Annotated in this window: 18 protein-coding genes; 11 read left to right on the top strand and 7 right to left on the bottom strand. The window is 70.4% G+C overall.

Annotation, left to right across the window (positions count from 1 at the left end; genetic code table 11):
- Window positions 1-5: 5 nt before the first annotated feature.
- Complete coding sequence (locus ACFC1W_RS11655; protein WP_375992552.1) at window positions 6-701, bottom strand: copper resistance protein CopC; 696 nt, start codon at window positions 699-701, stop codon at window positions 6-8.
- Between the two features lie 107 nt (window positions 702-808).
- Here ACFC1W_RS11655 and ACFC1W_RS11650 point away from each other — a divergent pair, with 107 nt between their 5' ends.
- Window positions 809-1,210: a hypothetical protein gene (locus tag ACFC1W_RS11650; protein WP_375992549.1), complete on the top strand. Its 402-nt coding sequence runs from the start codon at window positions 809-811 to the stop codon at window positions 1,208-1,210.
- Window positions 1,211-1,219: 9 nt separating this feature from the next.
- Here the strand turns inward: ACFC1W_RS11650 and ACFC1W_RS11645 are convergent, their stop codons facing one another.
- Window positions 1,220-1,567, bottom strand: coding sequence for a hypothetical protein (locus ACFC1W_RS11645; RefSeq protein ID WP_375992547.1), 348 nt, complete (start codon window positions 1,565-1,567; stop codon window positions 1,220-1,222).
- A 168-nt stretch (window positions 1,568-1,735) separates the two neighbouring features.
- Here ACFC1W_RS11645 and ACFC1W_RS11640 point away from each other — a divergent pair, with 168 nt between their 5' ends.
- The 3 genes from ACFC1W_RS11640 to ACFC1W_RS11630 all read left to right on the top strand — a co-directional run bounded on the left by ACFC1W_RS11640 (window position 1,736) and on the right by ACFC1W_RS11630 (window position 3,595).
- Complete coding sequence (locus ACFC1W_RS11640) at window positions 1,736-2,245, top strand: FHA domain-containing protein (protein WP_375992544.1); 510 nt, start codon at window positions 1,736-1,738, stop codon at window positions 2,243-2,245.
- Entirely contained in the window at window positions 2,245-2,937 is a 693-nt protein-coding gene (locus ACFC1W_RS11635) for a MerR family transcriptional regulator (protein WP_375992541.1), read from the top strand. Before ACFC1W_RS11640 ends, ACFC1W_RS11635 begins: the two co-directional genes overlap by 1 nt.
- 112 nt (window positions 2,938-3,049) lie before the next feature.
- Window positions 3,050-3,595, top strand: coding sequence for a MerR family transcriptional regulator (locus ACFC1W_RS11630; protein WP_241110866.1), 546 nt, complete (start codon window positions 3,050-3,052; stop codon window positions 3,593-3,595).
- A gap of 76 nt (window positions 3,596-3,671) precedes the next feature.
- Here the strand turns inward: ACFC1W_RS11630 and ACFC1W_RS11625 are convergent, their stop codons facing one another.
- Entirely contained in the window at window positions 3,672-4,883 is a 1,212-nt protein-coding gene (locus ACFC1W_RS11625) for a trans-sulfuration enzyme family protein (RefSeq protein ID WP_375992539.1), read from the bottom strand.
- A gap of 102 nt (window positions 4,884-4,985) precedes the next feature.
- On the opposite strand from ACFC1W_RS11625, the gene ACFC1W_RS11620 reads away from it, so the two are divergent.
- Window positions 4,986-5,477 (top strand): Lrp/AsnC family transcriptional regulator, encoded by a 492-nt coding sequence (locus tag ACFC1W_RS11620; RefSeq protein WP_375992536.1) that lies wholly within the window; start codon window positions 4,986-4,988, stop codon window positions 5,475-5,477.
- 19 nt (window positions 5,478-5,496) lie between these two features.
- On the opposite strand, the gene ACFC1W_RS11615 is transcribed toward ACFC1W_RS11620, so the two are convergent.
- Window positions 5,497-6,306, bottom strand: a complete 810-nt coding sequence (locus ACFC1W_RS11615; protein WP_056119365.1) for a ParA family protein — start codon at window positions 6,304-6,306, stop codon at window positions 5,497-5,499.
- A gap of 73 nt (window positions 6,307-6,379) precedes the next feature.
- Here ACFC1W_RS11615 and ACFC1W_RS11610 point away from each other — a divergent pair, with 73 nt between their 5' ends.
- From ACFC1W_RS11610 to ACFC1W_RS11600, 3 genes are read left to right on the top strand one after another with little or no spacing between them, the layout of a single operon-like run.
- Window positions 6,380-9,787, top strand: a complete 3,408-nt coding sequence (locus ACFC1W_RS11610) for a pyruvate carboxylase (RefSeq protein ID WP_375992533.1) — start codon at window positions 6,380-6,382, stop codon at window positions 9,785-9,787.
- Between the two features lie 54 nt (window positions 9,788-9,841).
- Window positions 9,842-11,380 carry a MinD/ParA family protein gene (locus ACFC1W_RS11605; protein WP_375992530.1) on the top strand — a complete coding sequence of 513 codons (1,539 nt, stop codon included), beginning with the start codon at window positions 9,842-9,844 and terminating at the stop codon, window positions 11,378-11,380.
- 8 nt (window positions 11,381-11,388) lie between these two features.
- Window positions 11,389-11,880 carry a peptide deformylase gene (locus tag ACFC1W_RS11600; protein WP_375992527.1) on the top strand — a complete coding sequence of 164 codons (492 nt, stop codon included), beginning with the start codon at window positions 11,389-11,391 and terminating at the stop codon, window positions 11,878-11,880.
- Window positions 11,881-12,034: 154 nt separating this feature from the next.
- Here the strand turns inward: ACFC1W_RS11600 and ACFC1W_RS11595 are convergent, their stop codons facing one another.
- Complete coding sequence (locus ACFC1W_RS11595) at window positions 12,035-13,861, bottom strand: AMP-dependent synthetase/ligase (protein ID WP_375992525.1); 1,827 nt, start codon at window positions 13,859-13,861, stop codon at window positions 12,035-12,037.
- A 152-nt stretch (window positions 13,862-14,013) separates the two neighbouring features.
- On the opposite strand from ACFC1W_RS11595, the gene ACFC1W_RS11590 reads away from it, so the two are divergent.
- Genes ACFC1W_RS11590 through ACFC1W_RS11580 form a run of 3 tightly spaced genes read left to right on the top strand, consistent with a single transcriptional unit; the run spans window position 14,014 to window position 17,027 of the window.
- Complete coding sequence (locus tag ACFC1W_RS11590) at window positions 14,014-14,949, top strand: ROK family glucokinase (RefSeq protein WP_375992522.1); 936 nt, start codon at window positions 14,014-14,016, stop codon at window positions 14,947-14,949.
- Between the two features lie 2 nt (window positions 14,950-14,951).
- A complete protein-coding gene (locus tag ACFC1W_RS11585) occupies window positions 14,952-15,638 on the top strand; it encodes a lysophospholipid acyltransferase family protein (protein WP_375992520.1) in 687 nt (228 codons plus the stop codon).
- Window positions 15,639-15,689: 51 nt separating this feature from the next.
- Entirely contained in the window at window positions 15,690-17,027 is a 1,338-nt protein-coding gene (locus ACFC1W_RS11580) for a class II 3-deoxy-7-phosphoheptulonate synthase (protein ID WP_375992517.1), read from the top strand.
- 40 nt (window positions 17,028-17,067) lie between these two features.
- Here ACFC1W_RS11580 and pknB read toward each other — a convergent pair whose 3' ends face one another.
- Both pknB and ACFC1W_RS11570 read right to left on the bottom strand, forming a co-directional pair.
- The gene (pknB, locus tag ACFC1W_RS11575; RefSeq protein ID WP_375992514.1) at window positions 17,068-19,008 is read right to left on the bottom strand and encodes a Stk1 family PASTA domain-containing Ser/Thr kinase; all 1,941 of its coding nucleotides are present in this window, start codon (window positions 19,006-19,008) and stop codon (window positions 17,068-17,070) included.
- Between the two features lie 69 nt (window positions 19,009-19,077).
- Window positions 19,078-20,160: a LysM peptidoglycan-binding domain-containing protein gene (locus tag ACFC1W_RS11570; protein WP_375992511.1), complete on the bottom strand. Its 1,083-nt coding sequence runs from the start codon at window positions 20,158-20,160 to the stop codon at window positions 19,078-19,080.
- Between the last annotated feature and the right edge of the window lie 71 nt (window positions 20,161-20,231).

The raw sequence follows: 20,231 nt of genomic DNA, 5'->3' as shown, positions 1-20,231 counted from the left end.
CAAGCCTATCGCTCGGCGGAGGCGTCGGAGTCGGGCCGGGGAGCCCCTCCGCGCGCCCGCTCGCGGTTGTCGGCGAGGGCCTTCTCGCGGCGTGCGCGCGACACGAGCAGGTACGTGATGCCGCCGCCGAGGGCGATCACCACGATGCCGATGAGCACCCAGGGCCACACGTCGGAGCCGGTCGTGCCGGAGTCCGCCGGCACGGTGGCCGACGGCGACGCGGAGGGCTCCTGGGTCGGCTCGGACGTCTCGGTCGGCGTCGGCGTCGGCGTGGCGGTGTCCGTCGGTGTCGGCGTGGGCCCGGACGTCACGGTGAACGCGAACTGGCCCGAGATGGGGTGGCCGTCGCTCGAGACGACCTTCCACAGAACGGTGATCTCACCGGATGCCTCGCCCGTGAGCGGCTGGGTCAGCACGTTGTCCTGCGCGGTCGGAGCGCCGTCGATGAGCGATGCGCCCGCGGCATCCGTCACCGCCACGTCCGAGGCCCCTGCATCGGTCGCGATCGCACCGCTGAACGTCAGCGTCAGCTGCGCCGGAACGGCCTCGACGGTCGAGCCGGCGGAGGGAGTGCTGCCGATGAGCTCGTCGTGCGCGTGAGCGGGGGATGCCGGCACCAGCAGCAGCGCGAAGGCCACGAGCAGGGCCGCCGCGAGGGCGAGGGCGCGGGCCGGGAGGGCCGTGTGAATTCCTTGTGACATCACATGATTCACCCTAGCCAAGACCTTCTCAGCCGCCGGACGCGCGAGTAGCCTGACCGCAGGCGGGCACCCCTGCCCGCGGACGAACACGGAAGCGAGGTGGGCAGATGGACTCCATGATGATGGACGCCATGTCGAAGGACATGATGTCGATGCCCGGCATGGCGACGATGGACATGTCGGTGCTGCAGGCCTGTATGGACGCCTGCTCGGCCTGCGAGCAGGCGTGCACGGTGTGCTCCACGCAGATGATGTCGTGCGCCCCCGCGTGCATGAACTGCGCGGACATGTGCAACACGATGATGCGCGCCATGATGCGGATGCAGGGGATGACACCGGCATCGATGATGGCGATGCTCGACGCCTGCATCGCGATGTGCCAGACCTGCATGGACGAATGCATGGAGCACGCCGACCACAGCGAGGTCTGCAAGATGTGCGCTCAGTCGTGCAAGGCCTGCATGGACGCCTGCATGGCCGTCAGGGACATGATCATGAAGGCGGCCTGAGCCGCGGCCTCACCGCGCGATGTTGAAGTGCTCGCGGCCCACCGCGAGCACGCTGTAGCGGCCGTGGACCGCCACCGGCGTGCCGGGCGTGAGCACGCGTGCCGCGCCCGCGCCGTTCCACACCGTGATGGGGGAGGCGCTCGTCAGATCCCGCACGACGATGGTGCCGGTCGTGGCATCCGCCGACTCGACGATCGCGTCGCTCCAGTCCGAAGGCGTCGCCGACGCCAGGCGCGACTGGATGAGGTGCAGCGCGTGCCCGGGCGCATACGAGGAGCACGCGTCGCCCCGGTCGCACATGCACGCCGCACGCTCACGCACCTGGAGGGGCGGGATGTGGCGGTGCGGGCTCGACACGGTGGGGCTCCTTCTCGTAGCTTCGGTGTTCACCACGTTAGGTCGGCGGCACGCCCGAAGCACGCGGCCCGACATGAGGCGAAACAAAGCGGATCCGCGCGTCGAGCCGATTCCCGCCCTTTCGCCGGCGAGGTGATCGGATAGGCTTGCACGCAGAGGAGGATCACCGTGGAGGAACACCGCCGACCTGACGAGGGCGACATCCGCCGGGCATCCGGTGCACACCCCGAGTCGGCCGAGTCCGATCGCGGGACCGACACGACGCAGACCTTCGGACATGATTCCGACCTCTCGTTCGTGCCGTTCGGAAGTGAGCTGGCCACTGCCGAGCTCGAGGCGATCGACGCCCTTCCCACCGGCGCTGCGCTGCTCCTCGTGCGATCCGGCCCGACCGCCGGGGCCCGCTATCTGCTCGACACCGATGTGACGACGGTCGGCCGGCACCCCGAAGCCGACATCTTCTTCGACGACGTCACGGTCTCGCGCCGTCACGCCGAGATCACGCGCACCGGCACCTCGTTCGAGCTCGTCGATCAGCGCTCGCTCAACGGCACGTACGTCAACGGCGAGCGGGTCGACCGCGCGGTCCTGCGCAACGGCGCCGAGCTGCGCATCGGCAAGTTCCGCCTCAACTTCTTCGTCTCGCCGGCCGATCTCGCTCAGTCCGCGGACGGGTGATGCCGGCTGCATCCGCCCGCGAACGATCGTCGTCCGCGGGGCTTCTCAGCATCGGCCAGGTCCTCGCGCGCCTGTCGCCCGAGTTCCCGTCGCTGACCTCGAGCAAGCTCCGCTTCCTCGAGGTGCAGGGCATCGTCACGCCCGTGCGCACCGAGTCCGGCTACCGCAAGTTCTCACAGGCCGACCTCGAGCGGCTGCGCCTGGCGCTCACGCTCCAGCGCGACCATTACCTGCCGCTCGTCGTCATCCGCGAGTACCTCGAGGACGTCGACGCCGGGCGCGAGCCGGCTACGCCGACAGCGGTCTCGCCGCCGTCGATCGTGCCCGCGCCGCGCCGGTACCGCCGTGACGAGATGCTCGCCGCCGCGGGCGCTGCGCCCCAGCTGCTCAACGACGCCATCAGCACCGGTGTGATCGTCGGCTCCGACTCGTACACCGAGCAGACCGTCGCGCTGCTCCGGGCGCTCGTGGCGCTCGACCGCCACGGCATCGAGCCGCGCCACGTGCGCGCGCTGCGTCAGAACGCCGAGCGCGACGTCGCCCTGGTCGAGCAGGCGCTCTCGCCTCTGCTGCGGCGGACGGATGCCTCTTCCCGGGGCCGCGCCGGAGAACTCGCTCCGGAGCTGGCCAAGCGGCTCGACGAGGTGCGCGCGATCTTCGTCCGTTCGGCGCTCGACCGGCTGCTCACCTGAGCGATCCCAGCCGCCGAGCGCGCGACACGCCGAGGCCGTAGGTGCCGATGTCGTAGACGGAGCGGGGTGGCTCATCTAGCGTAGAAGTATCCGAGTCCGGAGGGGGGCGAGCATGACTGCTCGAGAAGCGGCCGACAATGAGCCGTTCGTGGCGGAGCTCCTCTTCACCGACGGACTCCCCGCCATGGACGACGAGGTCGGCTACCGCGGTGCGGTGGCAGCACGCGCCGCCGGCATCACCTACCGCCAGCTCGACTACTGGGCCCGCACCGAGCTCGTCGAGCCGACGGTGCGCGGCGCGAGCGGATCCGGATCCCAGCGGCTCTACGGGTTCCGCGACATCCTCGTCCTCAAGCTCGTGAAGCGCCTGCTCGACACCGGCATCTCGCTGCAGCAGATCCGCACCGCCGTCGATCAGCTCCGTGCCGCCGGCATCCGCGATCTCGCCGGCACGACGCTGATGAGCGACGGCGCCTCCGTGTACCTGTGCACGTCGAACGACGAGGTCATCGACCTCGTGAGCCGCGGTCAGGGCGTCTTCGGCATCGCCGTGGGCAAGGTGCTGCGCGAGGTCGAGACCGAGCTCGTGGCCTTCGAGGCGCAGGCGCCGGACGCGCTCGACGAGCTCGCGGTACGACGCGCCGCACGCTCCGCGTAGCGGCTCGAGCGCCGACGAAGAAGGCGGGCCCCGTGTGGGGAGCCCGCCCTTTCCGTCTCCGGATGCCGCTTCGGCGTCAGACGCGCTCGGCCGCCGAGCGCTCGAGGACCCGCGAGCGGGCGAACGCCTGGTCGAGGTCGGCGATCAGGTCGTCGGGGTTCTCGAGCCCGATCGACAGGCGCACCAGCGCGTCGGACGGCTTGGCCTCCGACTGCACCGGGCGGTGGGTGAGCGCTGCGGGGTGCTGGATGAGCGAGTCGACGCTGCCGAGCGACACGGCATGCGTGAAGAGCTCGACGGCGGCGGTCAGCTCGCTCGCGGCGTCGAAGCCGCCGGCGAGCTCGATCGCGATCATCGCGCCCGGACCCGACTGCTGCGTGCCGATGAGGCCCTGGGGGTCGCACTCGGCGAACTCCGGGAAGTGGACGCGGGCGACCTCGGGACGCGTCGTCAGCCAGGTCGCCACCGCGCGGGCGCCCTCCTGCTGCGCGCGCATCCGCACGGGCAGCGTCGTCAGGCCGCGGTGCAGCAGGTAGGCCGCGAGCGGGTGCATGATCGCGCCCGTGATGGCGCGCGTGCGGCGCAGAGCCGCCGCGGTCGTTGCGTCGCACGCGATGACGCCGCCGACGACGTCGCCATGACCGCCGAGGTACTTGGTCGCGCTGTGCAGCGAGATGGCTGCGCCGAGATCGAGCGGATGCTGCAGCACGGGCGTCGCGAACGTGTTGTCGACGAGCACGGGCACGTCTCCCGCGGCGGCGACGACCGCGCGGATGTCCACGAGCTCGAGTGACGGGTTCGCGGGGGACTCGAGGATGACCAGGGCGGTGTCGGGACGCACGGCGGCGGCCACGGCATCCGGAGTGCAGTAGGTGGCCTCGACGCCCAGCAGGCCCGATGCGAGCAGGTGGTCGGTGCCGCCGTACAGCGGGCGCACGGCGACGACATGACGCTTGCCCTGCTCGTGCGACAGCGCGAGGAGCGCCGCGGTGACGGCGGCCATGCCCGACGAGAATGCGACGGCCTCCTCGGCGTGCTCGAGCCGGGCGAGCGCCTGCTCGAACCGCGCGACGGTCGGGTTCCACAGCCGGGCATAGACGTTCGACCCGCCCTCGAACGGGTGGCCGCCGGTGGCGAGCACCTCGTAGGAGAGACCGCCGACGTCGATGCCGGGGAGCGGGTTCGTCGACGAGAGGTCGAGGGGGAGCGCGTGCACTCCGAGCTCGGCGAGGTCTTCGCGGCCGGCGTGCACCGCAAGGCTGTCAGGGTGCAGCGAGTTCGGTGTCATGCCCTGATCGTCGGCGATATCGCAGTCCCAGGCAAGTGGAATCGCGACTGTGATGCCGTATCGTCATCGGTGATTGCAGAATCCGCAGAGTGGGGGCATCCGGTGGTCTCGTCTTCGAAGAATCCGCAAGCGGTCTCGCTCGACGCGTTCGGCCGCGCGATCCTCGCCGCACTCGTCGAGGACGGGCGCATGACCAACGCGGCGCTGGCGGCGCGTGTCGGACTCGCCGAGTCGACGTGCGCCTATCGGGTGCGCGCGCTGCGCGAGAGCGGCGTCATCTCGAGCATCAGCGCCCGCATCGACCTTGCGGCGATCGGGCGCCCGATCCAGGCGGTCGTGCAGGTGCACCTCTCGAGTCACAGCCGCGTCCACATCGACGAGCTGTTCGACCGGCTGGTCGAGATCCCGGGGGCGCTGTCGGTGGTGCACGTCGCCGGCGACAACGACTTCCATCTGCACTTGGCGGTGGCGAGTCCCGAGCGCCTGCGCGACCTGATCCTCGAGCACATCACCAGCCATCCGGCGGTCACCAAGACCGAGACGCAGCTGGTCTTCGAGGTACGGCGGGGCGCAGGCGCCCTCGGGCCGCTCTGACGCGGTCCGGTCCGGCGGATCAGGCGCGCGCTTCGCCCGGCACGGGGATGCGCCCGGTGCGCATCACGCGGTCGAGCAGCGAGTCGAAGTCGGCTGCGAGCTCCTGCGCCGAGTCGCCCGGCCAGATGTGCAGCGGCTTGGCGGCGCCCTGCGCCTGCTGGAGCGAGGTGCGCTCGGGCAGCTGCGGGCTGAGCACGAGCGGACCGAACATGTCGCGGAGCTCCTTGATGCGGAACTGGTGCTCGATCGACTGCGGGCGCACGCGATTGACGACGATGCCGAGCGGCTGGAGGCGGGGGGAGAGGCCGCGGCGGATCTCCTCGATCGCGCGGAGGGCGCGGTCGGCGGCGGCGACAGAGAACAGGCCGGGCTCTGTGATGACGATCACGCGGTCACTGGCCGCCCACGCGGTGCGCGTGAGGGCGTTGAGCGACGGTGCGCAGTCGATGAGGACCAGGTCGTAGTCGGCTTCGATCGTCGCAAGCGCCTCTTCGAGCTTCCACACGTCGCGGACGCTCGGGTGTGGCCCATCGAAGTTGATCGCCGAGGGGCTGCCGATCATGACGTCGATGGTGCCCGGGTGCACCTTGGCCCACCCGCTGGAGGTGATGGCCTGGCGGACCGTCTTCTCCTTGGGGTTCGCGAGGACATCGGCGACATTCAGGCGGCCTGCCACCTGGATGTCCATGCCCGTCGAGACGTCGGACTGCGGGTCGAGGTCGACGACGAGCGTGCGGACACCGCGGGCGAAGGCCGCCGACGCGAGTCCGAGGGTCACGGTCGTCTTGCCGACGCCTCCCTTGAGCGAGCTGACGGAAAGGACGTGCACAAGGCACCACGTTACCGTCCCCTAGGCTGAGAACACACTCAGGCCCGCACGCACTGCCGCACCCGGAGGTCGAATGTTCCGCAAGATCCTCGTCGCGAACCGAGGCGAAATCGCCATCCGAGCCTTCCGCGCCGCCTACGAACTCGGTGCGCGCACGGTTGCAGTGTTCCCGTTCGAGGATCGTGGTTCGCTCCACCGGCAGAAGGCCGACGAGTCCTACGAGATCGGCGAGAAGGGGCGTCCGGTCCGCGCCTACCTCGACGTCGACGAGATCATCCGCGTCGCGAAGGAGTCCGGCGCTGACGCCATCTACCCCGGCTACGGCTTCCTCTCCGAGAACCCCGACCTCGCCGACAGGGCGGCCGCGAACGGCATCGCCTTCATCGGCCCGCCCGCCCAGGTGCTCGAGATGGCAGGCAACAAGGTCACCGCGAAGCACCACGCGGTCTCCGCCGGCGTTCCGGTGCTGCGCTCGACCGAGGCGTCCGACGACGTCGACACGCTCCTCGCGCAGGCGGACGACATCGGCTTCCCCATCTTCGTGAAGGCGGTCGCGGGCGGAGGCGGCCGCGGCATGCGCCGCGTCGAGCAGCCCGGCGAGCTCGCCCCCGCCCTCGCCGAGGCCATGCGCGAGGCGGGCAGCGCGTTCGGCGACGCCCGCGTCTTCCTCGAGCAGGCGGTGCAGCGCCCGCGGCACATCGAGGTGCAGATCCTCGCCGACACGTCCGGCGAGACGGTGCACCTCTTCGAGCGCGACTGCTCGGTGCAGCGCCGCCACCAGAAGGTCATCGAGATCGCCCCGGCCCCGAACCTCGACCCCGAGGTCCGCGACGCGCTGCACGGGTACGCCGTCGCGTTCGCGCGGTCGATCGGCTACCAGAACGCCGGCACGGTCGAGTTCCTGCTCGAGACGGCCGGCCCTCGTGCCGGCGAGGTCGTCTTCATCGAGATGAACCCGCGCATCCAGGTCGAGCACACCGTCACCGAGGAGGTGACCGATGTCGACCTCGTGCAGTCGCAGATGCTCATCGCCGCCGGCAAGACGCTCGCCGATCTGGGCCTCACGCAGGACCGCATCCAGCTGCGCGGCGCCGCGCTGCAGTGCCGCATCACGACCGAGGACCCGTCACAGGGCTTCCGCCCCGACACCGGACGCATCACGACGTACCGGTCGCCGGGTGGCGCCGGCATCCGCCTCGACGGCGGCACGACGGCCGCGGGTTCGCAGATCAGCCCGCACTTCGACTCGATGCTCACGAAGCTGACGTGCCGCGGCCGTGACTTCCCGGCCGCCGTCGCCCGCGCCCGCCGCGCTCTCGCCGAGTTCCGCATCCGCGGCGTCGCGACGAACATCCCGTTCCTGCGTGCCGTGCTCGACGATGCCGCCTTCGTGGCCGGCGACGTGAGCACGTCGTTCATCGACGAGCGCCCCGAGCTGCTCTCGAGCAACCCGTCGCGCGACCGTGCGACGAAGCTCCTGGCGTGGCTCGGCGACGTGACGGTCAATCGGCCGTACGGCGAGAAGCCGGTGTCGGTCTCGCCCGGCAGCAAGCTGCCCGCGATCGATCTGGCGGCCGCACCGCCGGCGGGAACGCTCGACCGGCTGCGCGAGCTCGGGCCCGAGGGCTTCTCCCGTGCGCTGCGCGAGCAGAGCGCCCTCGCCGTCACCGAGACGACGTTCCGTGACGCGCACCAGTCGCTGCTCGCGACCCGGGTGCGCACGCGCGACCTCGTGCGCGTCGGTCCCCACGTCGCGCGCATGACGCCGCAGCTGCTCTCGGTCGAGGCGTGGGGCGGTGCGACGTACGACGTCGCGCTGCGCTTCCTCGCCGAAGACCCGTGGGAGCGCCTCGAGGCGCTGCGGACCGCGATGCCCAACATCCCGATCCAGATGCTCCTGCGCGGACGCAACACGGTGGGCTACACGCCGCGCCCGGTCGAGGTGACCCAGGCCTTCGTACAGGAGGCGGCGACCACCGGCGTCGACATCTTCCGCATCTTCGACGCGCTCAACGACGTGTCGCAGATGCGCCCGGCGATCGACGCCGTGCGTGCCACCGGCACCGCGATCGCCGAGGTCGCGCTGTGCTACACGTCCGACCTGCTCGATCCGTCGGAGAAGCTCTACACCCTCGACTACTACCTCCGGCTCGCGGAGCAGATCGTCGAGTCGGGCGCACACATCCTCGCGATCAAGGACATGGCGGGGCTCATCCGTCCCGCCGCCGCAGCGAAGCTCGTCACCGCGCTGCGCGAGAGGTTCGACCTGCCGGTGCACCTGCACACGCACGACACCGCCGGAGGACAGCTCGCGACGCTGCTGGCGGCAAGTGCCGCGGGAGTGGATGCCGTGGATGCCGCGGCCGCACCCATGTCGGGCACCACCAGCCAGCCGTCGCTGTCGGCCCTGGTCGCCGCGCTGGCGCACACCGACCGCGACACCGGGCTCAGCCTGCAGGCGGTGAGCGACCTCGAGCCGTACTGGGAGGGCGTCCGTCACCTCTACCGGCCGTTCGAGTCGGGCCTGGCTTCGCCCACCGGTCGCGTGTACCACCACGAGATCCCCGGCGGGCAGCTGTCGAACCTCCGCCAGCAGGCCATCGCGCTCGGCCTGGCGGACGACTTCGAGCTCATCGAGGACATGTACGCTGCGGCCGACCGCATCCTCGGTCGCATCCCGAAGGTCACGCCGTCGTCCAAGGTCGTCGGCGACCTGGCCCTCGCCCTGGTCGCGGCCAAGGCCGACCCTGCCGACTTCGAGCAGAACCCGCGCAACTACGACATCCCCGACTCGGTCGTCGGGTTCATGGCCGGCGAGCTGGGCGATCTGCCGGGCGGATGGCCCGAACCCTTCCGCACCAAGGTGCTCGAAGGCCGCGAGGTGTCCATCGGCGTGCCGCCGCTCACCGACGAGGAGCGCGCCGGGCTGGCCGGCGACGGCGCCGACCGCCGACGCACGCTGAACCGGCTGCTGTTCCCGGCGCCCGCCCGCGAGTTCGAGAAGAACCGTGCGACGTACGGCGATCTGTCGGCACTCGGTACTCCCGACTACCTCTACGGTCTCAAGCCGGGGGAGGAGCACGTGGCCGAGATCGACCCGGGCGTGCAGCTCTATGTCGGCCTCGAGGCGATCGGCGAAGCCGACGCGAAGGGCATCCGCACCGTCATGACCACGCTCAACGGCCAGCTCCGGCCGGTGTTCGTGCGCGACCGCAGCATCAAGGTCGACGTCGTGCAGGCAGAGCGCGCCGACACCTCGAAGCCCGGTCAGGTGGCCGCGCCGTTCGCGGGCGTCGTCACGGTCAAGACCGCGGTCGGCGCCACCGTCAGCGCGGGTCAGCCGATCGCGTCGATCGAGGCGATGAAGATGGAAGCGGCCATCACCGCGCCCGTCGACGGCGTCATCGAGCGCCTCGCGATCGCCGAGACGAAGCAGGTCGACGCCGGCGACCTTTTGGTCGTCATACGTCCTGCGCAGTAATCTGGAGGGTGGCACCCGCCCGAAATCGCCTCCCCTGTCTTGGAGAACTCCGCAGTGACGCCTGATCGACCCGACCACACGCCCGAAGAATCCGAGAACGGCGTGCTGTCCGACACGGGCAGCCTCGAGACCGCGGGCTTCGGCATCCTGAACGGGGCGACCGCGCAGGTGAGCGTCGAGATGCCGTCCGGGTCGGATGACGACCTGGTCGACGACGACGTCATCGGCGACGAGGTTCCGTTCGTGGTCGAGATCCCGGCAGACACGGCCCAGGCCGAGATCGTCGAGACCGCCGCAGGTGCGGAGGACTGGACGGTCGAGGACGAAGCCGCGGACTGGGAGCCCATCGAAGACATCGCCGACGCCGACGAGGTGTTCGAAGAGACCGAGGTGATCGCCGCCCCCGACGGAACCCCGGCGGCCGCGGCATCCGCTCCCGCATCGTCGTTCGACGACATCACCGCGCCCGCCGCCGCCGCGCCCGCCGCCGCCGCGACCGCTGTGCCCGCCCCGGCGCCCGCCACCCGCCCGGCCGCGCAGAGCGAGGCCGCCGACCGCCCGCAGGCGGTCGAGCGCGCGGGCTACCCGCGCCCCGACGTCACCCTGACGTCGAAGCGCCTGGGGGAGTTCGAGGCCGACCGCGAGACCGCCGACCTGCTCACTGCCGACCGCCTGCTCGACCCGCACCACATCGTGCGCTCCGAGCCCGAGGGCTACTGGCAGCACCTCGTGTACTCGATCTCCGGCCGTCGAATCAACCTCGGCGACGGCAAGCGCGCTCGCGCTCGCAAGGAGCTCGACCGCCGCATCGCCGCACCGCTCGCCGGCGGCGCCCGGTTCGTTCCGGTGGTCTCGCGAAAGGGCGGCGTCGGCAAGACCACGGTCACGACGCTCCTCGGCATGGCGCTGGCCGACGCACGCGACGACCGGGTCATCGCCGTCGACGCGAACCCCGACCGCGGTACGCTCGCCGAGCGCATCGCCCGTTCCAGCGGCAAGACCGTCCGCGATCTCGTGCGCATCCGTGGGGAGGTCGTGGGCTTCAACGACCTGTCGGGCATCGTCGCGCGCGACGAGACGCGCCTCGACGTCGTGGCGTCGGACTCCGACCCGCGCGTGTCCGAGGCCTTCAGCGACTCCGACTACCGCGACGTGGCCGGCCTCGCCGCGCACTACTACTCGATCGTCCTCACCGATACCGGCACCGGCATCGTCCACTCCGTCATGGAGGCGACTCTCGAGCTCGCCGACCAGCTCGTGATCGTCGCCGGCCTGAGCGTCGATGAGGCCCGGCTGGCATCCGAGACGCTCACGTGGCTCGAGACGAACGGGCACGCGGCCAAGGTGCGCAACGCGATCGTGGTGCTGAACAACTCGCGCCCGGGCACTCCGCTGGTGCAACTGGAGGAGCTCGAATCGCACTTCCGCACCCGCGTGCGCGGAGTGGTGCGCATGCCGTACGACGCCCACATCGCCGCGGGCAGCGCGATCGTGTTCCGCGACCTGCACCCCGAGACGCGCCTCGCGGCCCGCGAGCTCGCCGCCTCGGTGGTCGAGGGCCTGCGCTCCGTCCCATCGGCCTCGGCCGCCTGAGGCTCGGCGTGTCGGTCCGTCCGATCCGGGTCTTCGGCGACCCGGTCCTCACCTCCGTGTGCGCGCCCATCGACGAGGTCGATGACGGCGTGCGCGCGCTCGTTCGTGACCTGCTCGACACCGTCGAGCTGCCCGGCCGTGCGGGTGTCGCGGCGCCCCAGATCGGCGTCGGCCTGCGCGCCTTCAGCTACAACGTCGACGGCGTGATCGGCTACGTGCTCAACCCGGTGCTCGTCGAGGTCTCGGGCGACCCCGAGGCGATCGGCGAGGGATGCCTGTCCGTGCCAGGACTGTGGCACGACGCCGTGCGCTATCCGCATGCGAAGGTCGTCGGCACCGACCTCGACGGGAACGAGGTCGTCCTCGAGGGGGACGGGCTGATGGCCCAAGCGCTCCAGCACGAGACCGACCACCTCGACGGCATGCTCTACCTGCGGCGGCTCACGCCCGAGGAGCGCAAGATCGCGATGCGCGAGATCCGAGAGTCGGACTGGTTCTGACACCCCGCTGACGTTCTTCGTCGGCGCGAGCGGTACGTCTCGCGTCCCTCGCGCGCGGCCGACGTTGTGAGGCGATTCACCTCGCGTCACGCGCCCGGCGCGAATGACGAAGCCCCGGACCTCGTGGATGGAGGTCCGGGGCTTCGTCATGGGGTCACTTGAGCGAGACGTTGCTCGTGTTCACGGGTGCGCTGTAGAGCTCGACGATCTCGTCGGCGAAGTCCTCCATGATCACGTTGCGCTTGATGCTCATCTTCGGCGTCAGGTGCCCGCTCGCCTCGGTCCACTCGGTGTCGAGGATCGTGAACTTGCGGATCGACTCGGCGCGCGAGACGGACTTGTTGGCGTGGTCGATCGCCCGCTGCACCTCGGCGCGCACGTCGGGGTTCTTCGCGGCATCGGCGAGCGACATGTCGCCCGGCAGGTTGTTGTTCGCGAGCCACGTCGGCAGCATCTCGGGGTCGAGCGTGATGAGCGCCGAGATGAACGGCTTCTGGTCGCCGACGACCACCACCTGTCCGACGATCGGGTTGGCGCGGATCGGGTCTTCGAGCGCGGCGGGCGCGACGTTCTTGCCGCCGGCCGTCACGATGATCTCCTTCTTCCGGCCGGTGATCTTGAGGAAGCCCTCCTCGTCGAACGAGCCGATGTCGCCCGTCTTGAACCAGTCGCCGTCGAATGCCGCAGCCGTGGCCTCGGGGTTGCGCCAGTACTCCTTGAACACGTTGATGCCGCGTACCTGGATCTCGTCGTCCTCCCCGAGACGGATGCCGACGCCCGGGAGAACCGGACCGACGGTGCCGATCTTCGACTTGGTCGCGAGGTTGACCGTCGCGGGGGCGGTCGTCTCGGTGAGGCCGTAGCCCTCGAGGATCGTCACGCCGAGGCTGTGGAAGAAGTGGCCCAGGCGCGGACCGAGCGGAGCCGAGCCCGAGACGGCATACTCGACGTTGCCGCCCATCGCAGCACGCAGCTTGCTGTAGACGAGCTTGTCGAAGAGCGCGAACTTGATCTTCGTCATGAACGGCACCTTCTTGCCGTCCTGCAGCAGCGTCGAGTGCTCCACGGCGGTGTGGGCGGCGGCGCGGAAGATCTTGCCCTTGCCGCCGGCCTCGGCCTTCTGCTCGGCCGAGTTGTAGACCTTCTCGAAGACGCGCGGCACGGCGAGGAGGTACGTCGGCTTGAACGAGCCGAGGGCGGGAAGGAGCTGCTTCGTGTCGGGCTGGTGCCCGGTCTTCACCCCGGCGTGGATGTTCAGCACCGAGATGAAGCGGGCGAAGATGTGCGCCGTCGTGATGAACAGCAGCGTCGAGGCGCCGGGCTTGGCGACGACCTCCGACAGCGCCTTCGCCGAGTTGCGGCACAGCTCGACGAAGTTGCTGTGAGTGAGCACGCAGCCCTTGGGGCGGCCGGTCGAGCCGGAGGTGTAGATCAGGGTGGCGATGTCGGCGCCGTTGGCGAGGTGACGGCGGCGCTGGATCTCGTCGTCGGTGACGTCCTTGCCGGCGGCGACGAGCTTGTCGAGGTCGCCGCGCGCCATCTCCCACGTGGAGCGGATGAGCGGCAGCTCGGAGCGCACCTCGTCGAGACGCGCAGCGTGGTCGGGCGACTCGCTGATGCACGCGATAGCACCGGAATCGGTGAGGATCCACGAGATCTGCGACGGCGAGCTCGTCTCGTACACCGGGACCATGACCGCGCCGGCATAGAACAGCGCGAAGTCGACGAGCGTCCAGTCGTAGGTGGTGCGCGCGATGAAGGCGACCTTGTCGCCGGGCTCGATGCCGGCGGCGACGAACCCCTTCGCCAGGGCGATCACCTGCTTCTCGAAATCGGCGGCGCTGATGTCGCGCCAGCCCTCGCCGTCCGGTACGGCGAACAGGGCGAGCTGCGGGGTCGCCTTGACCCTGTCGGCGAGCAGATCGGTGACGTTCGCCTGTGGGTCGGCGGGGACGATCGCGGGGACTTCGAATTGGACCACGGCAGCTCCTTCGGTACCGGAAACAAGAATCTCGGGTGGATCTCATCCGAGTCTAATCGGCTGGCGGCCGCGGACCAGCAGGGGTGTGGACGCTGACTCGCCGATAGACTGCAACGCGCCGTCGCGCCTGCGCCGGCCGGAGAGGGAGTGCGGTGCTCAAGGTCGGGATCGACATCGGCGGGACGAAGATCGCGGGAGGCGTCGTCGACCAGGACGGCCGCATCCTCGAGAAGGTCCGCGTGGACACCCCCGCAGACACCCGCGCCCTCGCAGACGCCGTCATCGACATGGCCCGTCACTTCCGTGCCGGGCACGAGGTCGCGGCGGTCGGCGTCGCAGCCGCGGGCTTCATCGACCGCGACCGGGCGACGGTGATCCACGCGCCGAACATCGCGTGGCGCAACGAGCCGCTCAAGGCGACGCTCGAGGCCGGCATCGACGTGCCCATCGCGATCGAGAACGACGCCAATGCCGCCGGCTGGGCCGAGTTCCGCTTCGGCGCGGGCCGTGACGTCGACAACATGGTCATGCTCACGATGGGCACCGGGGTCGGCGGCGCGATCGTCCTCGACGGCGAGCTCTTCCGCGGCGGCCACGGCATCGCCGCCGAGCTCGGCCACACCCGCTTCACCCGCGACGGTCTGCCGTGCGGCTGCGGACAGAACGGATGCCTCGAGCAGTACGCCTCCGGCCGCGCACTGCAGCGCGAGGCGAACGCCATCGCCGACGCCGGCGGGATCGGCACGGCGCTGGCTGAGCTGCGCGCAGAGACCGGCACCATCAGCGGTCCCGCGGTCTCGCGACTCGTGCTGGCGGGCGACCCTGGGGCGACGGAGGCGCTGCGGCGCGTCGCGACCGCGCTCGGCGAGGCCTGCGGAGGGTTCCAGGCCGTGCTCGACCCCGAGCTCTTCGTGATCGGCGGGGGAGTGGCCCAGCTCGGCGAGGACCTGCTCGCGCCCGTGCGGCTGGCATATGAGACGTCCCTGCCCGGGTACGGCGACCGCCCGGTCGCCGAGTTCGCGATCGCGCAACTCGTCAATGACGCGGGTCTCATCGGTGCGGCTGATCTGGCGGGCCGGGAGGTCTAGCGATGTTCTACTGGCTGATGAAGTACGTCGTGGTCGGACCGATCGTCAAGGCGATCTTCCGCCCGTGGATCGTCGGCCGGCGCAACGTCCCCGCCGAGGGAGGCGCGATCCTCGCCAGCAACCACCTGTCCTTCGTCGACTCGGTCATCCTCCCGCTCATGATCGACCGACGCGTCGCGTTCCTCGCGAAGAGCGACTACTTCACGGGCAAGGGCCTCAAGGGCTGGGCGACCCGGATGTTCTTCAAGGGCACCGGCCAGCTGCCCATCGACCGCTCCGGCGGCAAGGCGTCCGAGGCATCCCTCAACACCGGCCTTCAGGTGCTGGGCGGCGGAGAGCTGCTGGGCATCTACCCGGAGGGCACGCGCAGCCCCGACGGCAAGCTCTACCGGGGGCGCACCGGCATCGCCCGCATGGCGCTCGAAGCCCACGTGCCCGTGGTGCCGGTCGTGATGGTCGACACCGACACGATGATGCCGATCGGGCGGCGACTGCCCAACGTCGTGCGCGTCGGAGTCGTCATCGGCGAGCCGCTCGACTTCTCGCGCTTCGCCGGCATGGAGGGCGACCGGTACATCCTGCGGTCGATCACCGACGAGATCATGGTTGCGCTGCAGCGGCTCGGCGAGCAGCAGTACGACGACGTCTATGCGTCGACGGTGAAGGACCGTCTCACGTCCGCGCGCTGAGCGCTCGTCACACGGCGGCAGGCCACCGTCCGCCGCGGATAGACTCGAGGGATGCTCCAGCAGCTCGACAGCCTCGACCACTGGCGGAACCTGCCCATCAAGCAGCAGCCGTCGTGGCCCGATGCCGACGCCGTCGCCGCGGTATCGGCGGAACTGGCCACCCTGCCCCCGCTCGTGTTCGCCGGTGAGGTCGACAACCTGCGCGAGAAGCTCGGCCGCGCCGCATCGGGGCGGGCGTTCCTGCTCCAGGGCGGCGACTGCGCCGAGACGTTCGCGGGTGCGACGGCCGAGCAGATCCGCAACCGCATCAAGACCGTCCTGCAGATGGCCGTCGTGCTCACGTACGGCGCGTCGATGCCGATCGTGAAGATGGGGCGCATGGCGGGCCAGTTCGCCAAGCCGCGTTCGAGCGACACCGAGACCCGCGGCGACGTGACACTGCCCGCTTACCGCGGTGACATCGTCAACGGCTACGACTTCACCGAGGGCTCGCGCCAGGCTGACCCGCAGCGGCTGCTGAAGGGGTACCACACGGCCGCGTCGACCATCAATCTGATCCGCGCGTTCACTCAGGGTGGCTTCGCCGACCTGCGCGAGGTGCACTCCTGGAACAAGGGGTTCGCGCAGAACCCGGCCAACCAGCAGTACGAGCGCCTCGCCACCGAGATCGACCGCGCGATCAAGTTCATGGAGGCCGCCGGCGCCGACTTCGACGAGCTCAAGCGCGTCGAGTTCTACACCGGTCACGAGGGTCTGCTCATGGACTACGAGCGTCCGATGACCCGCATCGATTCGCGCACGAGCCTGCCGTACAACACGTCGGCGCACTTCCTCTGGATCGGCGAGCGCACGCGCGACCTCGACGGCGCGCACGTCGACTACTTCTCGAAGATCCGCAACCCCATCGGCGTGAAGCTCGGCCCGGCGACCTCGCCCGAGACGGCGTTGGCGCTCATCGACAAGCTCGACCCGAACCGCGAGCCGGGGCGCCTCACGTTCATCACGCGCATGGGCGCGGGCAAGATCCGCGACGCGCTGCCGCCACTGCTCGAGGCCGTGCGCGACTCGGGTGCGACCCCGCTGTGGGTCACCGACCCGATGCACGGCAACGGGATCACGACGCCGACCGGCTACAAGACCCGACGCTTCGACGACGTCGTCGACGAGGTGCGCGGCTTCTTCGAGGCTCACCGTGCCGTCGGCACGTTCCCCGGCGGCATCCACGTCGAGCTCACCGGCGACGACGTCACGGAGTGCCTGGGTGGCTCCGAGCACATCGACGAGGCCACCCTCGCGACCCGCTACGAATCGCTGTGCGATCCGCGACTGAACCACATGCAGAGCCTGGAGCTGGCCTTCCTCGTCGCCGAGGAGCTCGAGAAGCGCTGACGGATGCCGCGGCACGCGGCAACCCGCTCTGATCGGCGGCTCAGCCGCTGACGGTGATCTCGATGTAGACGCGTGTGCCCTTCGTGAGCATCGATCCCGCGGCGGGATCCGACAGGGTGACCTCGGTGATCTCATCAGGGAACGGCGTCCACAGCGCCGAGTAGTCGACCTGGAATCCGGCGGCCTCGAGCTCTTGGATCGCCTGATCGCGGGTCTTGCCGGCGACATCCGGCACCGGGAACAGCGGCGGGCCGGTAGACACGATCAGCGTCATTTCGTCGCCAGGCCGCCACGCGCCGCCGCCCTCGCGCTCACTCACGCCGATCACGAGTCCGGCGGCGATCTCCTCGTCGGGTCGCTCGTCCACGCCTTCGGCGACGACGAGGCCTGCGCCGGTGAGCGCACTGCGCGCATCGTCGACGGACAGTCCGCGCACGGCGGGGAGCTTTCCGAGCGAGACCGAGAGCGTGGCGGTGTCGCCCTCGTGAACCGTGCAGCCTTCGCCGCAGGCGACGTCGTCGCCTCCTGCGCGGGGGTGGATGCGCACGCCGATGACGGTGTCGGGTGCAGCGTCGTTGAACAGCCCGGTCTCGCCGTCGACGGCGATGCGGTGGGAGTCGAGGATGCCGGTCACTTCGGTCTTGTCCTTGCCGACCAGAGACTCGACCTGCGCCTCGGCCGGGCCGAGCGAGATCAGCACCGTGACCTCGGATTCCTTCTCGACGCGCGTGCCCCATCGCGGATCGGTGCCGATCGCGAGGCCTGCCTCGACGTCGAGACTCGTCTGGCCCTGCTCGACCGCGACCAGCGAGTCCTCGGCCAGGCGCGCCTGCGCGTCGGCGAAGGCCAGACCTGACACATCGGCGACGGTGACCATCGAGCCGGGACCGGAGCCGAACCACCAGCCGAGCCCGCCGGCGAGTGCGGCCAGCAGGATCACCAGGACGATGAGCCAGCCGCCCTTCGCGCGGCGGCGGCGCGCGGCCGCGCGGAGCGATGTGGCGTTGTCGACCTCCTCGACGGCGGCCGTCGGCCCGGTGCCGGGCGAGGGGAGCACGGCGGTCAGGTCGCCGGACGGTGCGCCGTCCTCACGCATCATGCCGAGGGGCATGGCGCGGGTCACATTCGGCGTGATCCCGAGCTCGCGCTCGATCTCGCGCAGGCGGTCGAGCATCTCGCGGGCGTCGGACGGCCGGTCGTCGGGGGTCTTCTCGGTGGCCCACAGCACGAGCTCGTCGAGGGGCTCGGGCACGCCGGGGTTCTTCACACTCGGGCGGGGGACGGAGTCGGTGGCGTGCTGGAAGGCGATCTGCATGGGCTGCTCGCCCTTGTACGGCTGCTCACCGGTGAGCATCTCGTAGAGCATGATGCCGAGCGCGTAGATGTCGCTGCGCGCGTCGGCGGTTCCGCGGGTCACCAGCTCGGGCGCGAGGTACGCGATGGTGCCGAGCAGCTGGGCGCCCGTGGCTGTGTTGGCCGTGGTCGCGCGGGCGAGCCCGAAGTCGCCGATCTTGATGCGTCCGTCCTCGGCGAGGAGCACGTTCTCGGGCTTGACGTCGCGGTGCACGATGCCGGCACGGTGGGCGGCGGCGAGCCCCGACAGGATGGCGTCGAGGATCGACACCGCCTGGGGGACGGTGAGCCGGCGCTGCTCGCGCAGGAGCTCGCGCAGCGTGATGCCGGGCAGGTACTCCATGACGAGGTACGCCATGTCGCCGTCCTGGCCCTGGTCGAAGACGTTGACCACGTGCGGATCGGCGAGTCGCGCGGCGGCGCGGGCCTCCTGGATGAACCGGCTCTGGAACACGGTGTCGTCGCTCAGGTGACCGTGCATCACCTTCAGCGCGACCCGGCGCTCGAGGCGCAGGTCGGTGGCGACGTAGACCGTGGCCATTCCGCCACGGGCGATGCGAGCGCGGACGCGGTACCGGGCGTCGACCAGACGCCCGATCAGCGGGTCCGTCTGCTGGCTCGTGCTCACGGGGAGAGTCTACGGACGCAGACCTGCGAGCCCGCGGAACGGCTCACCCTGCGGGCGCTCGTTCTCGGCCTAGCCGAGCGCCGCGAGCCAGGCGTACGCAGGTTTCTCCCAGCGGGCGTAACGATCGGGATACGCCGAGATCTGCACGGACTGCGCAGCCTGCGCGAACGTCATGTTCCGCCATCCCGGGATGTCGAGCAGGCCGCGGGTGCGTGAGCCGTTCGGATCGGACGGGCCGCCGTAGAAGGCCTTGATCGACCGCACGCGGTCGCGGATCTGCGCCGCCGTTCCCCAGCCGGTGCTCGGACGCTGCTGGAAGAGACCGAGCGAGTCGCGATCGCCCCAGTCGAGGTTGCGGATCCAGGACTCCTGCATCGCCGTGCCGAGGGCGATGGCGATGCCCCGGTCGGGAACGCCGAGCTCGCGGCCGACACGGATGATGAGGCGCGCGTTCTCCTGCTGCGCGGCGTCGAGGCCGGTGGCTGCCGCCTTCGCCGGGATCGTGAGCTTCTGGCCGGGGTAGATGATCGACGACATGCCGAGCTGGTTGGCGGTGAGCACCGCGCCGACAGAGACGCCGTGGCGCGCGGCGATCGCGCTGATGGTCTCGCCCGCCGCGACGACATGGCTGCGGGCGGTCGACGGGGCGGGTGCTGCGGCAGCCTTCGGAGGCGCCGCTTTCGCGGGCGCCGTCGCCGCCGCCCGGACCATGCCGGGGACCGTGAGCTTCTGGCCGGGATAGATGATCGACGACCAGCCCAGCTTGTTGGCAGACAGCATCGCCGCGGTCGAGACCCCGTGCCGCTGTGCGATGGCGCTGATGGTGTCGCCCGGCTTGACCGTGTAGGTGCCGGATGCCGCGGCCTTCGCCTTCTTGGCGGGTGCCGGCTTCGCGGGTGCCGGCTTCGCGCCGGCTGAGAGCGTGAGGACTTGCCCCGGATAGATCGTCGACTTCCAGGTGAGGCCGTTGAGCGTGAGCACGTCGACGGTGCGCAGGCCGAAGCGCGCGGCGATCGCGCTGACGGTGTCGCCGCGCTTCACGGTGTAGGTCCTGGGGGTAGCGGCCATGATCCGGGTGCCGGTCGTGACCACCGTCGCAGCCTGCGCCGCTGCGGCGGCCGGCAGAGCGCGGAGGGGCAGGGGGCGCGGCATCCGCTCTTCTGCCGCTCGTTCCTGAGCATGGGCGGGAACACCCGACAGGACGAGGGCGATCGAGCCGAGGA

The sequence above is a fragment of the Microbacterium sp. NPDC056003 genome (assembly GCF_042274785.1).
Taxonomy (GTDB): Bacteria; Actinomycetota; Actinomycetes; order Actinomycetales; family Microbacteriaceae; genus Microbacterium.
The sequence above is the reverse complement of the archived record's forward strand: the minus strand, read 5'-3'. Positions and strand labels throughout refer to the sequence as shown.

Bases quoted from the DNA above. Each gene is read 5' to 3' on its own strand.
- ACFC1W_RS11655 (WP_375992552.1), bottom strand. From the start codon at position 701: ATGTCACAAGGAATTCACACGGCCCTCCCGGCCCGCGCCCTCGCCCTC.
- ACFC1W_RS11650 (WP_375992549.1), top strand. From the start codon at position 809: ATGGACTCCATGATGATGGACGCCATGTCGAAGGACATGATGTCGATG.
- ACFC1W_RS11635 (WP_375992541.1), top strand. From the start codon at position 2,245: ATGCCGGCTGCATCCGCCCGCGAACGATCGTCGTCCGCGGGGCTTCTC.
- ACFC1W_RS11630 (WP_241110866.1), top strand. From the start codon at position 3,050: ATGACTGCTCGAGAAGCGGCCGACAATGAGCCGTTCGTGGCGGAGCTC.
- ACFC1W_RS11625 (WP_375992539.1), bottom strand. From the start codon at position 4,883: ATGACACCGAACTCGCTGCACCCTGACAGCCTTGCGGTGCACGCCGGC.
- ACFC1W_RS11610 (WP_375992533.1), top strand. From the start codon at position 6,380: ATGTTCCGCAAGATCCTCGTCGCGAACCGAGGCGAAATCGCCATCCGA.
- ACFC1W_RS11585 (WP_375992520.1), top strand. From the start codon at position 14,952: ATGTTCTACTGGCTGATGAAGTACGTCGTGGTCGGACCGATCGTCAAG.
- ACFC1W_RS11580 (WP_375992517.1), top strand. From the start codon at position 15,690: ATGCTCCAGCAGCTCGACAGCCTCGACCACTGGCGGAACCTGCCCATC.
- ACFC1W_RS11570 (WP_375992511.1), bottom strand. From the start codon at position 20,160: ATGCCGCGCCCCCTGCCCCTCCGCGCTCTGCCGGCCGCCGCAGCGGCG.